This is a genomic window from Stenotrophomonas sp. YJH_SMC_101-4, from assembly GCF_059370395.1.
In genome coordinates, this window is the sequence record NZ_JCAFTP010000002.1 from 334938 (window position 1) to 348645 (window position 13708).

At 66.0% G+C, this 13708-nt stretch carries 9 protein-coding genes and 1 pseudogene; 2 read left to right on the top strand and 8 right to left on the bottom strand.

Going from position 1 to position 13708, the window contains the following annotated elements; translation table 11 throughout:
• Nucleotides 1-2: 2 nt before the first annotated feature.
• The 7 genes from AC5P8D_RS07755 to AC5P8D_RS07785 all read right to left on the bottom strand — a co-directional run bounded on the left by AC5P8D_RS07755 (nucleotide 3) and on the right by AC5P8D_RS07785 (nucleotide 8965).
• The gene (locus AC5P8D_RS07755) at nucleotides 3-911 is read right to left on the bottom strand and encodes a biotin-independent malonate decarboxylase subunit beta (protein WP_329921596.1); all 909 of its coding nucleotides are present in this window, start codon (nucleotides 909-911) and stop codon (nucleotides 3-5) included.
• Nucleotides 908-1228: a malonate decarboxylase acyl carrier protein gene (gene mdcC, locus AC5P8D_RS07760; RefSeq protein WP_043396784.1), complete on the bottom strand. Its 321-nt coding sequence runs from the start codon at nucleotides 1226-1228 to the stop codon at nucleotides 908-910. Before mdcC ends, AC5P8D_RS07755 begins: the two co-directional genes overlap by 4 nt.
• Nucleotides 1229-1238: 10 nt before the next feature.
• Nucleotides 1239-2882: a malonate decarboxylase subunit alpha gene (gene mdcA / locus AC5P8D_RS07765; protein WP_049455598.1), complete on the bottom strand. Its 1644-nt coding sequence runs from the start codon at nucleotides 2880-2882 to the stop codon at nucleotides 1239-1241.
• Nucleotides 2883-3038: 156 nt separating this feature from the next.
• Nucleotides 3039-5231 carry a TonB-dependent siderophore receptor gene (locus AC5P8D_RS07770; protein ID WP_053442664.1) on the bottom strand — a complete coding sequence of 731 codons (2193 nt, stop codon included), beginning with the start codon at nucleotides 5229-5231 and terminating at the stop codon, nucleotides 3039-3041.
• A 325-nt stretch (nucleotides 5232-5556) separates the two neighbouring features.
• The gene (gene mqo / locus AC5P8D_RS07775; protein WP_010483404.1) at nucleotides 5557-7251 is read right to left on the bottom strand and encodes a malate dehydrogenase (quinone); all 1695 of its coding nucleotides are present in this window, start codon (nucleotides 7249-7251) and stop codon (nucleotides 5557-5559) included.
• Between the two features lie 192 nt (nucleotides 7252-7443).
• Entirely contained in the window at nucleotides 7444-7890 is a 447-nt protein-coding gene (locus tag AC5P8D_RS07780) for a GNAT family N-acetyltransferase (protein ID WP_019336987.1), read from the bottom strand.
• A gap of 169 nt (nucleotides 7891-8059) precedes the next feature.
• Entirely contained in the window at nucleotides 8060-8965 is a 906-nt protein-coding gene (locus AC5P8D_RS07785) for a LysR family transcriptional regulator ArgP (protein WP_010483397.1), read from the bottom strand.
• Nucleotides 8966-9103: 138 nt separating this feature from the next.
• Between AC5P8D_RS07785 and AC5P8D_RS07790 the strand changes: the two genes are divergently transcribed.
• Both AC5P8D_RS07790 and AC5P8D_RS07795 read left to right on the top strand, forming a co-directional pair.
• A complete protein-coding gene (locus AC5P8D_RS07790) occupies nucleotides 9104-9739 on the top strand; it encodes a LysE/ArgO family amino acid transporter (protein ID WP_005408523.1) in 636 nt (211 codons plus the stop codon).
• Nucleotides 9740-9906: 167 nt separating this feature from the next.
• A pseudogene (locus AC5P8D_RS07795) lies at nucleotides 9907-11890 on the top strand (alpha/beta hydrolase family protein).
• A gap of 57 nt (nucleotides 11891-11947) precedes the next feature.
• Here the strand turns inward: AC5P8D_RS07795 and AC5P8D_RS07800 are convergent.
• Complete coding sequence (locus tag AC5P8D_RS07800; RefSeq protein WP_329763834.1) at nucleotides 11948-13702, bottom strand: peptide MFS transporter; 1755 nt, start codon at nucleotides 13700-13702, stop codon at nucleotides 11948-11950.
• Nucleotides 13703-13708 lie beyond the last annotated feature (6 nt).

The following is a 13708-nucleotide window of genomic DNA, read 5'->3' on the forward strand; positions in this document are numbered from 1 at the left end:
GCTCATGGCAGGCTCCGGTCGGCGGTGGCGATGAGGAACTCATCGGTGTCGAGCAGTGGCAGGCGTTCGGGGTGGGGAATGCCCAGCCGCGCCCAGATCTCCAGGCCATCGCGGCAATCGCTCCAGGCCTGCACGCGCGTCTTCAATGCCACATGGCGTTCCTGCAGCGCGGCCAGTGCAGTAACTGGATCGATGCTGCGGGTATCGGGCTGCAGCGCATCGAATGCCGCATGCGCGAAGGCCTCGATGGCATCGGGTACCAGCACCTGTGCCTGGTCGATCAGGTAGCGGTGCTTGCCACCGGTCACGCGCCAGACCAGTGCGCGGTCGCGGGAATCGAACTCTTCCACGCCACGCACGGTCTCGATCACTTCCGGCCCGGACAGCGACAGGCGTCCTTCTTCGGACATGATGACCGTGCTGCAGCAGCGGGCCACGATGCCCATGCCGCCGAAGGCGCCGTTACCGCTGCCGATCAGCGCGATCACCGGCACGCCCGCTGCACGCGCGGCCAGGGTGGCGCGCATGATCTCGGAAATGGCGATGAGCCCTGCATTGGCTTCGTGCAGGCGCACGCCGCCGGTGTCGAGCAGGAGCAGCACACCGTCAGGGCGGGTTGCCGCCGCACGGCGCAGCAGCCCGGTCAACTTGGCGCCATGCACCTCGCCCACGCCGCCGCCCATGAATTCACCCTGCTGTGCGGCCAGCAGCACGCGTCTTCCCTGCAGCGTGGCTTCGCCGACGACGATGCCATCGTCGAAGGCCGCAGGCTGATCGAGCTGCGCCAGGTGGGGGCTCATCATCCGCCGCGCCGGGCCGAGGAATTCGCTGAACGAACCCGCGTCGATCAACCCGGCGATGCGCTCGCGCGCATCGGCTTCGTAGTAACTGTGGCGCTGCGTCCGGTTCATCGTGCATCTCCACTGAGCAGGGTTTCCACGGCCTGGTCCAGTCGCAGGCTGACCACCGCCGGAGTTGCACCCGCATCGTTGATCGAGATGCGTACATCGCGCAGCGGATGACGCTCTGCGAAGTCGCTGATCACCGCTTGCCACACGTTGCCGAAGCCCTGTGCGGCGGTGATGATGCGCACCGTCATCGCGCCGTCCTGCGCCGCCGGCTCCAGCAGGATTTCCAGGTTGCCCGAGGCCAGTACGCCGACCAGCACCGCATCGCGCGGAAACTGCACCGCAGTGTGTCCTTCGAATCGATAGTCGAGGGTTTCCATGCTCAGCCCTTTACCAGTTGCGGAAGCGCTTGGGCGGGTCGTACAGTCCGCCGGACCAGCGCACCAGGTCCTTCACCGAACGCGCCGCCAGCAGGTCACGGCTGGCATCGCGCACAGAGATGCCCAGGTCATCGGGACGGCGGATCACGCCGCGGTCGCGCAGGTTTTCCACCATCGCGCGGTCGCGGCCGAGGCCGACGGCGGTGTAGCCGGCCACGCCGCGGATCGCCTGTTCGCGTTCCTCCGGCGTGCGGCACAGCAGCAGGTTGGCGATGCCTTCCTCGGTCAGCACATGGCTGACGTCATCGCCGTAGATCATCACTGGCGGCAGCGGCATCTGTGCGCGCTCGGCCAGGTCCCAGGCATCGAGGCGATCGACGAAGGCCGGTGCCATGTGCTCGCGGAAGGTCTCCACCATCTGCACGACCAGCTTGCGGCCGCGTGGTATTTCACCAGGGCGAGCGGCCTGTTGGCCGGCCTTGATCCAGGCGTCGCTGGCGTGGCGGCGGCCGCGTGCATCCGAGCCCATGTTCGGCGCACCGCCGAAGCCGGCGATGCGGTCGCGGGTGGCGGTGGAGCTGTTGCCCTGCAGGTCGACCTGCAATGTGGAACCGATGAACATGTCGCAGGCATACAGGCCGGCGGTCTGCGAGAACGCACGATTCGAGCGCATCGAGCCATCGGCACCGGTGAAGAACACATCGCCACGGGCGGCGATGTATTTCTCCATGCCCAGTTCCGAACCGAACGAGTGCACCGACTTCACGAAGCCCGATTCAATGGCAGGAATCAGTGCCGGGTGCGGGTTCAGTGCCCAGTGCTGGCAGATCTTTCCCTTCAGCCCCAGCGATTCGGCATATGTGGGCAGCAGCAGTTCGATGGCTGCCGTATCGAAGCCGATGCCATGGTTGAGGCGGTTCACGCCGTACTCGGCGTAGATGCCCTTGATGGCCATCATCGCCATCAACACCTGGATCTCGGAGATCTGCGCCGGGTCGCGGGTGAACAGCGGTTCGATATGGTTCGGCTTCGGTGCCTGCACCACGAAGTTGACCCAGTCAGCGGGAATGTCGACGCGGGGGAGGGTGTCGACGATTTCGTTGACCTGGGCAACGACGATGCCGCCACCGAAGGCGGTGGCTTCGACGATCACCGGCGTGTCTTCGGTGTTCGGGCCGGTGTAGAGGTTGCCGTGGCGGTCTGCGGCCTGCGCGGCGACCAGGGCCACGCGCGGGGTCAGGTCGATGAAGTAGCGGCCGAACAGTTCCAGGTAGGTGTGGATGGCACCGATCTGGATGCGCCCTTCAGCCACCAGGTTGGCCAGCCGCACCGACTGCGGGCCAGAGAACGAGAAGTCCAGTTTCGAAGCGATACCACGCTCGAATACATCCAGGTGCGAGGGCAGCGACAGCACCGACTGCACCATGTGCAGGTCGTGCACCCGTGCCGGGTCGAGGTCGGCCAGGGCCTGGGCGAGGAAGTCGGCCTGCTTCTGGTTGTTGCCCTCCAGGCAGACTTTGTCGCCTGGTTCCAGCAGTGCGTGCAGCAGCTCGCCCACATCGGTGGCGGCGACCTCGCGTCCCCGGGCCCACGGCGCGGCACGTTCCAGGCGGGCCTGGCGGCTGCGTTCCAACGTATCCCAGCTCGGGTTCATCGACCGGCTTCCGATTGGTGTCGATGTAATTACGGCATAATTACGACGAGGGGTGCAACCTGCAGTGCAGCAAAAAGAAGGGCCCGCACGAAGGCGGGCCCATTCAGGATTGCGGTGTGCCGACCAACGGTCAGCACCCACCGGTTTGCGGGTGGCTCAGAACTTCCAGCGCAGGCTGGCCGACACGAAGCGCGGTTCGCCGTAGTTGTTGTAGTCCAGATTCGCCCAGTAAGTCTTGTCCAGTGCGTTGCGCACGCTCAGCGTTGCGGTCCAGCTGTCGCTGATGCGGTAGTTGGCATTGAACTGCACCAGCATGTAGGCCGGCTGGTTCACCGTGACCGTGCCGCCCAGCGGGTAGGCGATGTTGTAGCCCTGCACCTTGCTCTGCCACTGCAGGCCGCCGCCAACGCTCAGGCGTTCCAGCGCGCCGCGCAGCTGCAGCTGGGTGTTGAGCTGCAACAGATCCTTCGGCGGATTGGCGTACAGCAGGTCGGTAGCCGCTCGGGTGACCTTGACGTGGGTGTAGCCGGCATTGACCGTCCAGCCCGGCAGGATCTCGCCGTTGACGTCCATCTCCCAGCCGCGCGCCTTGGTGCCGTTGACGCCGACGTAGGCGGAGGTGCCATCGCTGAGCGAACCTTCCGGCACGCCCATGTCGCGCACCGCGTAGTTGTCCTGCTTGGCCTCGAACACGGCGGCATTGGCGGTCAGGCGGCCATCCAGCCACTGGGTCTTGATGCCTGCTTCCAGGTTCGAGCCCTGCACCGGTGCCAGCAGGTTCTCGTTGCGGTCCTTGAAGTTCTGCGGGTTGAAGATCTCGGTGTAGCTGGCATAGGCCGACACGTTCGGGGTGATGTCGTAGACCAGGCCCACGTACGGGGTGACTTCATCGCTCACCTTGTACGCACCGCTGGTGCCGGTGTAGGCGCCTGCGGCGTTGTACGAGCGGCTGAGGGTTTCCCAGCGGCTCAGGCGCGCGCCTGCAATCAGCGACAGCGGATCGGCCAGGCGCAGGCGGGTGGCCAGGTAGACACCACTCTGCGTGGTCCTGGCCACGCGGCGCGCGCCGGTGCGGCGGTAGGTCACTTCGGAGATGTCGCCGTTCCAGCTGTACACATTGGGGATGTAGTAGCAGCGTTCGCTGCCACAGCGCGCCCAGTCGGTCGGGTAGTTCAGCGCGAGGGTATTCGTCGTGCCTTCCAGGTCCGACCACTGCGCGCCAACGGTGAGGTCGTGCTCGCGGCCGAACAGGTCGAAGCTGCCGGACAGGTAGGCATCGACATTGCGACGGGTGTCCTTGGAATCGCCGGCGGCCGCGCGCAGGAAGATGCCCGAGCCGGTCACCGGGTCCGGGTTGCCGGTGCCGTACAGGCGCACGTTCTGCACGTTGCCACGGGTGTAGGCGGTGTTGATCTTCAGCAGCCAGTTGTCACCGAAGCGCTGTTCCAGGTTGGCGAACGCGGTGTTGCTCTCGCGCTTCCAGTAGCTCCACTTCGGCGACAGGTTGGTCGAACGCGGCAGGTGGGCGAAGTTGCCCTGGTTGTCGAAGAACGGCACGGTGCCCCAGGTTGAACCGGTGGGATTGTTGTCCTGGCTCTGGTAACCGAGGGTGATCGTGGTGCTGTCGGTGACGTCGCCTTCCAGCACCGCCATGCCGGCCATCTTGTTCTCGTCGTAACGGTCGTAATACAGGCCACGATCGGTATAGGCGGCGACCACGCGGCTGCGGAAACGGCCGTCATCGGTCAGCGGCGCGGTCACGTCCGCCTCCATGCGCCGATAGTCCCAGCTGCCGGCGCTGACCGCGAACGAGGCATCGAACTCCTTGCCCGGGCGCTTGCGCAGCAGGTTGACCGTGGCCGACGGCACGCCGGCGCCACTGAGCAGGCCGTTGGCGCCGCGGATCACTTCGATGCGGTCGTAGAAGGCGGTGTCGTATTCCTGGTTGGTCGAACCGCTGTAGGTGGGAATGCCATCGACCTGGAAGTCGGTGATGGCAAAGCCACGCGCGTAGTACAGCGGGCGCTGGGTGTCATAGAAGGACACGCTGACGCCGGTGACGTTGCGCATCACGTCGTTGATGCTGAACAGCGATTCGTCCTGCAGGCGCTTGAGGCTGATCGCCGTGGCCGACTGCGGGGTTTCCTGCAGCGTGATCGGCAGGCGGGTGGTGCTGGATGGCGGAGCGGACTGCTCGGCACGGACGCTGACCCGGTCCAGGGTCTTGGCATCGGCGGCGCCATCGGCGGCGGCGAACGCGCTGGGCGCGGCCAGCAGGGACAGCGACGAAAGCAGGGCAGCCGGCAGCAGCGCGCGGCGGGGCAGGCGGTTACGCAGGGTCAGGGACATGGTGGGCTCGAGGCTTGGAAGCGGGGAAGGGCGGCAGCAGTCGTCCAGTACCCGGGGCGGCGGCTTCGGGCACATCAGGTCCATCTGGGAGGGGGCGGTCACTGCGTAGGATGCAAATGTAAATAATTCTTAACAACATTACAATTCGCGTCATCGTGCATCGGCTTTCCGGCACCAGGCATCGCCTTCTGTAGAGCCGAGCCCATGCTCGGCTGCTTTTTTGCTGGAGCCGAGCATGGGCTCGGCTCTACAGCAGGGAGCCGCCCCAAAAACGAACGGCCACCCAAAGGTGGCCGTCCGTGTGCGTCGAAAGGAAACGGCGGGCTTACAGCGCCTGCAGTTCCTCGTTGGCGTTGCGCTTTTCCTTGACCGGAGCCGGAGCCGGAATTGCGGCCGGTGCAGGTGCTGCCGCGTTGGCATCCACCGGCACTTCCAGGTAGGGAAGGTGCAGGGTCTGGCTGGTCAGCGTGCGGATCTCGTTGACCAGCGCGGCACTGTCGTTGAGCTTGCGCCCGTACGACGGCACGATCTCGCGCAGGCGGGTTTCCCAGCCGGCCTTCATCTGGTCCGGGAAGGCCTTGGCCATCAGGTCCAGCATGATCGGCGGCGAGGTCGACGCACCCGGCGAGGCGCCGAGCAGGGCCGCGATGGTGTGGTCCTTGTCGGTCACGATCTCGGTACCGAACTGCAGCACCGGGCCCTTCAGCGGATCACGCTTGATGATCTGCACGCGCTGGCCGGCGGTGACCAGCTTCCAGTCACCCGGCTTGGCATTGGGGAAGTACTTGACCAGCTCGGCCTGGCGGTCGGCATCGTTCAGGCGTGCCTGGCCCATCAGGTACTGCACCAGGTCCAGGTTGTCCTTGCCCACTTCCAGCATCGGGCCGACGTTGTTGTGGGTGACCGAGGAATACAGGTCCCACCACGAGCCGTGCTTGAGGAACTTGGTGCTGTACAGCGCGAACGGCCCGAACAGCACCACCGGCTTGCCGTCCAGCTTGCGCGCATCCAGGTGCGGCACCGACATCGGCGGCGAACCGGTCTCGGCCATGCCGTAGGCCTTCACGCCATGGCGCGAGGTCACGTCCTGGCCCTGGAAGGCGAGGAACTGGCCACCGACCGGGAACCCGGCGTAGTCCTTCGATTCCGGAATGCCGGACATCTGCAGCAGCTTGAGCGCGGCGCCACCGGCACCGATGAACACGAAGCGGGCGTGGGTGGTGGATTCGGTGCCGGCCTTGAGGTCCTTCACCGTCACGTTCCAGCTCTTGTCGGCGTTCTGCCGCAGCGCGCTCACTTCATGGTTCAGATGCAGGCTGAAGTTCGGGCTGCGCTGCAGGCCGGTGGTCAGCTGGCGGGTGATCACGCCGAAGTTGACGTCGGTGCCGAGCGGCATCCAGGTCGCGGCAACCTTCTGCTTCGGGTCACGGCCTTCCATCAGCAGCGGGGCCCACTGCTTGATCTGCGCCGGATCTTCCGAGTACTGCATGCCGTAGAACAGCGGATTCTTCACCAGGGCCTGCTGGCGCTTGTGCAGGTAGGCGATGTTGTCATCGCCCCAGACGAAGCTCATGTGCGGGGTCGGGTTGATGAAGTCGCTGGGCTGGCTCAGCCGGCCTTGCTTGACCTGGTGCGACCAGAACTGGCGCGAGACCTCGAACGATTCGGCGATGCCGACCGCGCGCTTGGTCTCGATGCTGCCGTCGGGCAGTTCCGGGGTGTAGTTCAGTTCGGCGAACGCCGAGTGGCCGGTGCCGGCGTTGTTCCAGCCATCGGAGCTTTCACCGGCGACGCCGTCGAGGCGTTCGTAGACCTGGATGTTCCAGTCCGGCTGCAGTTCCTGCAGGTAGGTGGCCAGGGTGATGCTCATGATGCCGGCGCCGACCAGCACAACGTCGACGGGCTTGTCGTTGCTGGCGGCGGGCACCGAGCGCTGGGTCAGCGGCCAGTACAGGAACAGCGCGGCGGCCAGCAACAGCAGCACGAGCAGGGCGAGCAGGGCCTTGCCAAATTTCTTCATGGGGGCGGGATCGTTGGCGGAGGGGAGGAGGTCAGGATGCGCATGAAGCAGGGAAAGGGCGTGAAGAAACAACGCCTTGCAACATCCTGGCGCGATTCTAACCGGTTCCGGTCCTTTTTTGATGCAACGCAGCATCCGGCCTTTCGCGGCCCGTCACCCATAGCGCCAGGTCATGCCTGGCGACGCCTTCAATCAGACCAGCTCCAGAATCTCGTCTCCGGCGTCGTCGATCTCGCCGGTCGGGCGCCAGCCCAGGCGGCGGTAGAAGCCGTGCGAGCGCGATCGCGGGTCGGCCGAGCAGGCCAGGAACAGCCGCCGGTGGCCGGCATCGCGGGTCAGGCTCACCACGTCCTGCAGCAGTTGGCGGCCGATGCCGCGGCCTTCGTAGTCCGGCAGCAGGGCCAGCACCAGCACCTCGCCGCTGTCGCGGTCGGCGAAGCAGTAACCGGCCATGCGCTCGCCCTCCCAGGCGACGCGGCCGATCGAATCGCCTTGGGCGATGCCGGCGGCCCAGCTGTCCTCGGTGATGCCCAGTTCCGCCAGTTGGGCGGCACTGAAGGCGTTCTCGCGGGTGCGCCCGCGCAGGTCGATGCAGGCGGCGGCATCTTCGGGGCGCGCATCGCGGACGAATACAGGCATGCAGGGCATCCTTGCAGTGATCGGCCGACCAGTATCCGCATCACGCATGGACCCGGTGTGGAGGTTGCGTGGAGATTGGATGGAGCAAAAAGGGGACGGAGGGGATTAAGTCGTCTTTGCCCGATATGTCGTTTGGGTCTTGAACGACTTAATCCCCTCCGTCCCCTTTTCAGCGCTTGCGCCGGACCAGCGCGGAGGAGGCATCCAGCACCGCGCGGGTCAGCAGGGCCATGGTCTGCACGTCGCCCTTCCAATGCTGCCAGTACAGCGGCACGTCTTCCCACGCGCGCTGGCGCACGTAGACCAGTCGCCCGGCGTCCAGATGCCGCTTGACCAAGGGCAAGGGGTTCATGGTCCAGCCCATGCCGCCCAGGTTGGCCTGCACGAAGGCGCGGGTGGACGGAATCCACCAGGTCGGCGCGGTGCTGGGCAGGTCGTCGCCCGCCATGCGCCGGGCGAAGCGCGACTGCATTTCGTCCTTGCGGTTGAATACCAGCACCGGGGCCTGCGCCAGCGCCTGCGCGGTTACGCCCTTGGCGAAATGGCGCTCGCGGAACTCGGGGGTACAGGTCGCCGCGTAGCGGATGCTGCCCAGCGCGTGGATCTGGCAGCCCTGCACCGGCTCATCCAGGGTGGTCACCGCGCCCAGCACCGTGCCCTGGCGCAGCAGTTCGACGGTGTGGTCCTGGTCTTCCACGCGCAGGTCCAGCGTGGTGCCGGTGCTCTGCGCGAACTGCGAGGCGGCCTGCGGGAACCAGGTCTCCAGGCTGTCGTGGTTCACCGCCACCGGGATGCTTGCCTGGGGCAGGTCCTCGTCGGCCAGGCCCATACGGTGCAGGGCATCGTGTTCGAGCAGGGCGGTCTGCTCGGCCAGCTGCACCAGCACCTGGCCCTCGGCGGTGGCGGTGGCCGGAGTGCCGCGCTTGACCAGCAGGCGACCGACCCGGTCCTCCAGCGCCTTGACCCGCTGCGAGATGGCCGAGGGCGTGACATTCAACGACTGTGCGGCGCGGTCGAAGCTGCCTTCGCGGATCACCGCGGCCAGGGCGCGCAGCTGGGCATGGTCGATACGCATCGAATTAAGTTCCGCTAATGTTGGTTTAGGAAGTTTAGCTCGTCTTTTTCATGTTGCGGCGCGACAATGGCGCCCGTTCCGGTGCTGTCCGCCTTCGCGAGGCACCGTCCCCCCAAGCAAGTAAAGGCAGTGAATCCCATGTTCTCGGTCATCTCCGCCAGCACCGGCCTCGGTGCCTGGTTCTCTGGTGCAGCTACCGGCATCGGCCTGTTCGCCGTGGTCGGGGCCCAGAGCGCCTTCATTCTGCGCCAGGGCATCCTGCGCAAGCACATCGTGCCGGTGGTTGCCACCTGTGCGGCCATCGATGCGATCTTCATCTTCGCCAGCGTGGCCGGCCTGCGCACGCTCACCTCGGCACTGCCGTGGCTGACCACCGCCGTGCTGTGGACGGGTGTCGCGTTCCTGGCCTGGTACGCAATGAAGTCGGCACGCCGTGCGATCGCCGGTGGCGGTGGCATGGGCGAGGCCGACAGTGACGACGGCAGCCGCCGCGCGGTGCTGATGGCCGCGGTCGGCTTCTCGCTGATCAACCCGCACTTCTGGCTGGACATGATGGTGATCGGTTCGATCGCCGAGAACTTCGGCAACGCCCGCATGGCCTTCGCCGCTGGCGTGGTCACCGCCAGCTGCCTGTGGTTGACCGCGCAGGGCCTGGGTGCACGCCTGCTGGCGCCGCTGTTCACCAAGCCCAGTACCTGGCGAGTGCTCGACGGCACCATTGCCGTGATCCTCAGCATCCTGGCCCTCACGTTGGCGGTGCGCGGGGTCCACTGACCCGGCGCACGCCCCCCGAACCCACGTCCTGACTCTCTCTCCAAGGTAGTGGTAACGACGGCACCGGCAACGGTGCCGTCGTTTTTTCTGCCGATGTGGCGCGGCAATCGGTCACGTGCCTGGAATCGTGCATCCGGACAGGGTGTCCGGTTTTCCATGGGGGAAGGATGCGCAGGATTGTGCTGGCTGTACTGTTGGGAGCGGTTGTGGGTGGGGCATCGGCCGCAGCGCTGGACCTGGATCGCTATCTGCGGCAGGAGTCGTTTACCGACATCAAGATTTCGCCGGGGGGCGAGTACATCGCCGCGACGGTTCCGCTGGAGGCGGGAACCGCCTTGGCGATCTATCGCATTGCCGACATGAAGATGGTCGGCAGCTTCCGCCCGCCCCGCAACGATCACGCCCACACCTTCGACTGGGTCAGCAACGAGCGGCTTCTGGTCGGCATGGCACAGAAGTTCGGGGTGCTGGAGCGGCCGACGCCGACTGGCGAATTGTTCGGCATCAATGCCAATGGCAAGGGCGGCGAGCTGCTGGTGGGTTACCGGGTTGCCGACCAGAGCCTGGGCACCAACATCAAGGTCAAACCGGCAGGTCTGGTAGCCGCGTACCTCAGCGACGAACTCAAGGATGACGATCGCAACGCACTGGTGACGGTGATCCCGCTGGTCGGCAGTTCGCATGCCCAGGTCGAGCGCATGGATGTGATCACCGGTCGCCGCAACGCGGTGGCACGGGCTCCCATCCCCGATGCGGACTTCACGATCGATGAGCAGGGTGAGGTGCGTTTCGCGCGCGCTGTCGTTACCGATGGCACGCAGAAGCTCTACTACCGCACAGGCAGCAACAGCGACTGGATCCTGCTCAACGATGAATCCCTGAGCAAGCGCATCGAGCTGCCCCTCGGCTTCTCGGCCGACGGTCGCCTGGCGTACCTGCAGGTCGAGCAGGCAGACGGACCCGATGTCATTGTCAGCTGGGACCCCCAGAGCAATGAACGACGCACCGTGCTGCGCGATGAGAGCGCCGACCCGGCGCGCATCATCCGGCGCCCCGGCAGCCGCGTGCCGGTCGGGGCACTGTTCCTTGGCAGTGCGCCGCGAACGGCATTCTTCGATGACGCCTCGAACGAAGCCCGCCTTTACCGCAGCCTCGAAGCGGGCCTGGGCGGAGCGGCTTACATCACCTCCAGCACGCGCGATGGCAGGACGGTGCTGGTGGAAACCTGGTCAGGCAGCAATCCGGGCGATTTCTATCTCTATGACACGGTTGGCAAGAGTGCACGGCACCTGATCAGCCGCAGCGACTGGATCGACCCCGCGCTGGCGGCGGAGGTGCGTCCGATCAGCCTGAAGGCGCGCGATGGGCGTCCGCTGCATGGCTTCCTTACCGTCCCGCACGGCCGCGAGGCCCGTGCGCTGCCGATGGTGGTGGTGCCGCACGGAGGTCCGATCGGTGTTGCCGACGACGGCGCCTATGACGCCGAGGCGCAGATGCTGGCGGCGGCAGGTTACGCGGTATTGCAGGTGAATTTCCGCGGCTCTTCCGGTTATGGCCGGGCCCACATGCAGGCCGCGCGCAAGCAAATGGGGACTGTCGATGCAGGATGACGTCACCGATGCCACGCGCTGGGCGATCGAACAGGGCGTGGCCGACAAGAACCGCATCTGCATCTACGGGGCAAGTTACGGTGCCTATGCGGCAATGATGGGGGCGGTGCGCGAGCCGGGCCTCTACCAGTGCGCGGCAGGCTATGTCGGCATCTACGACCTGCCGTTGATGTACGCCCGTGGAGACATCCAGAGTGATGAGTCAGGCCTGGCCTATCTGCGCAACTGGCTGGGATCGCCCAAGGATCTGGCAGAGCGTTCCCCGGTGAATCTGGCCGCGCAGGTGCGGGTGCCGGTATTCTTGGCCGCGGGAGGGCAGGACCAGCGTGCGCCGATCGTGCACAGTGAACGCATGGAAGCTGCGTTGAAGAAGGCCGGCTCGCCGGTGGAAACCCTGTTCGTCAAGAACGAAGGGCATGGTTTCTATTCTCCTGCCAATCAACGCACGTACTACAGCAGGTTGCTGGCCTTCCTCTCGCGCAGCCTGGGGGGACAGGTGGCCGCGCAGGCCACGCCTGCGGAAAAGAGCAGCGCGCCCTGAACAAGCCGGGGGCGGCGGATGATCGATCCGCCGCCCCGGATTTCGCCTGCAGCGGGCTTACTTGACCCCGTGCATCATCTTCTTCAGCAGCGGCGCGGCAATGAAGGCGGCCAGCGCACAGCCCAGGCCGATCCACATCAGCAGCCAGAACAGGTGCGCATAGGCGCCGGCGGCGGCCACCATGTCCAGCGATTCGCCTTCCGGCACCTCGATCGCGGCCAGCTTGCCGAACAGCGCGGCCAGCGTCTCCGAGAATGCGGTGGCCAGGAACCAGGTGCCCATCATCAGGCTCATCACCCGCGGCACGGCCAACTGGGTGACCGCCGACAGGCCGACCGGCGACAGGCACATCTCGCCACTGGCCAGCAGGAAGTAGGCCAGCACCAGCCACCACACACTGGCCATCTCGGCGGTAGCGCCGACCTGCTGTGCGGCCAGTGCCAGCGGCACGAACGACAGCGCGCCGATCACCAGACCCCAGGCCGATTTGACCGGCTTGCCCGGTTCCCAGCCGCGGCGGTCCATCCACGTCCACAGTGCGGCGAAGGCCGGTGCCAGCAGCACCAGGAACAGGCCACCCAGGTAGGTCAGCGAGCCTGCGGTCTGCGGGATCACCAGGCAGTCGCGCACCAGCAGCACCAGCATCAGCACGACGATGGCGGCGAAGAACGTGCGCGGCGCAGCCGAACCCGGGCGCCGTTCGGACAGGCGCGCGCTGACCACGAAGCCCAGCGGTGCCAGCAGCAGCGAGATGATCGACCACGGCAGCGGCGTACCGCCGGTGATCACCAGCGAGGGCACGATGTCCTTGGTCAGCAGGCGGTCGGTGAAGGTCACCCACGAGCCGTAGGACTGCTCGTACATCGTGAAGAACACCAGCGCCATGAAGATCAGCACCATCAGCGCGATCATCTGCTGGCGCTGCACCGGTGTGCACTTGCTGCCGGTGAACCAGGCGAACCAGACCAGCACGCCGCCCAGCACCACCAGCATCAGCATCAGCGCCAGGCTGATTTCACCGCCCAGCGCGAATGCGCCATTGCCGGCGGCCCACATCAGCCACGCCACCGGCAGCACACCGAGCACCGCGCACAGATAGATGAGCCATTCGCGCGGCAGGCCCAGCACCTTCTGCTTCAGTGCCGCCGGTTGCGGCGGTTCGGCATGGCCCTGCAGGTACTTCTGGCCCCACAGGAACATCGCCAGGCCGGCCAGCATGCCGATACCGGCTGCTCCGAAACCGTACTTCCAGCCATAGGCCTCGCCGAGGAAGCCGCACACCAGCGAGGAGAACAGCGCGCCGAGGTTGATGCCGGCGTAGAACAGCGAGAAGCCCGAATCGCGGCGCGGATCGTCCTTGGCGTACAGCTTGCCGACGATGGTGGAGATGTTCGGCTTGAGGAAGCCGACGCCCATGATGATCAGTGCCAGCGACAGGTAGGTCACCGCCAGTGCCGAGGTGTCGCGCACCACTTCGCCGTTCACCCGGTACGCGGCGTGGCCTTCGAAGGCCATGCCAAGGTGGCCGAGCACTAGCAGGATACCGCCGAACAGCACCGCCCGGCGCATGCCCAGCCAGCGGTCGGCCAGCATGCCGCCGAATACCGGGATGCAGTACACCAGGCCGCCGTAGGCACCGAGCAGGTCCAGGCCGGCCTTGTCGCCGAACAGGTGGTATTTGGTGAGGTACAGCAGCAGCAGCGCCTTCATGCCGTAGAAGGAGAAGCGCTCCCACATTTCGGTGAAGAAGCAGACGTAGACGCCCTTGGGATGGCCCAGGAAATCGTCGGAAGCGATAGCAGTGGAATTCATCGCGGA

Bases quoted from the DNA above. Each gene is read 5' to 3' on its own strand.
- mdcC (WP_043396784.1), bottom strand. From the start codon at position 1,228: ATGGAAACCCTCGACTATCGATTCGAAGGACACACTGCGGTGCAGTTT.
- mdcA (WP_049455598.1), bottom strand. From the start codon at position 2,882: ATGAACCCGAGCTGGGATACGTTGGAACGCAGCCGCCAGGCCCGCCTG.
- AC5P8D_RS07785 (WP_010483397.1), bottom strand. From the start codon at position 8,965: ATGCGTATCGACCATGCCCAGCTGCGCGCCCTGGCCGCGGTGATCCGC.
- AC5P8D_RS07755 (WP_329921596.1), bottom strand. From the start codon at position 911: ATGAACCGGACGCAGCGCCACAGTTACTACGAAGCCGATGCGCGCGAG.
- AC5P8D_RS07770 (WP_053442664.1), bottom strand. From the start codon at position 5,231: ATGTCCCTGACCCTGCGTAACCGCCTGCCCCGCCGCGCGCTGCTGCCG.
- mqo (WP_010483404.1), bottom strand. From the start codon at position 7,251: ATGAAGAAATTTGGCAAGGCCCTGCTCGCCCTGCTCGTGCTGCTGTTG.
- AC5P8D_RS07790 (WP_005408523.1), top strand. From the start codon at position 9,104: ATGTTCTCGGTCATCTCCGCCAGCACCGGCCTCGGTGCCTGGTTCTCT.
- AC5P8D_RS07800 (WP_329763834.1), bottom strand. From the start codon at position 13,702: ATGAATTCCACTGCTATCGCTTCCGACGATTTCCTGGGCCATCCCAAG.
- AC5P8D_RS07780 (WP_019336987.1), bottom strand. From the start codon at position 7,890: ATGCCTGTATTCGTCCGCGATGCGCGCCCCGAAGATGCCGCCGCCTGC.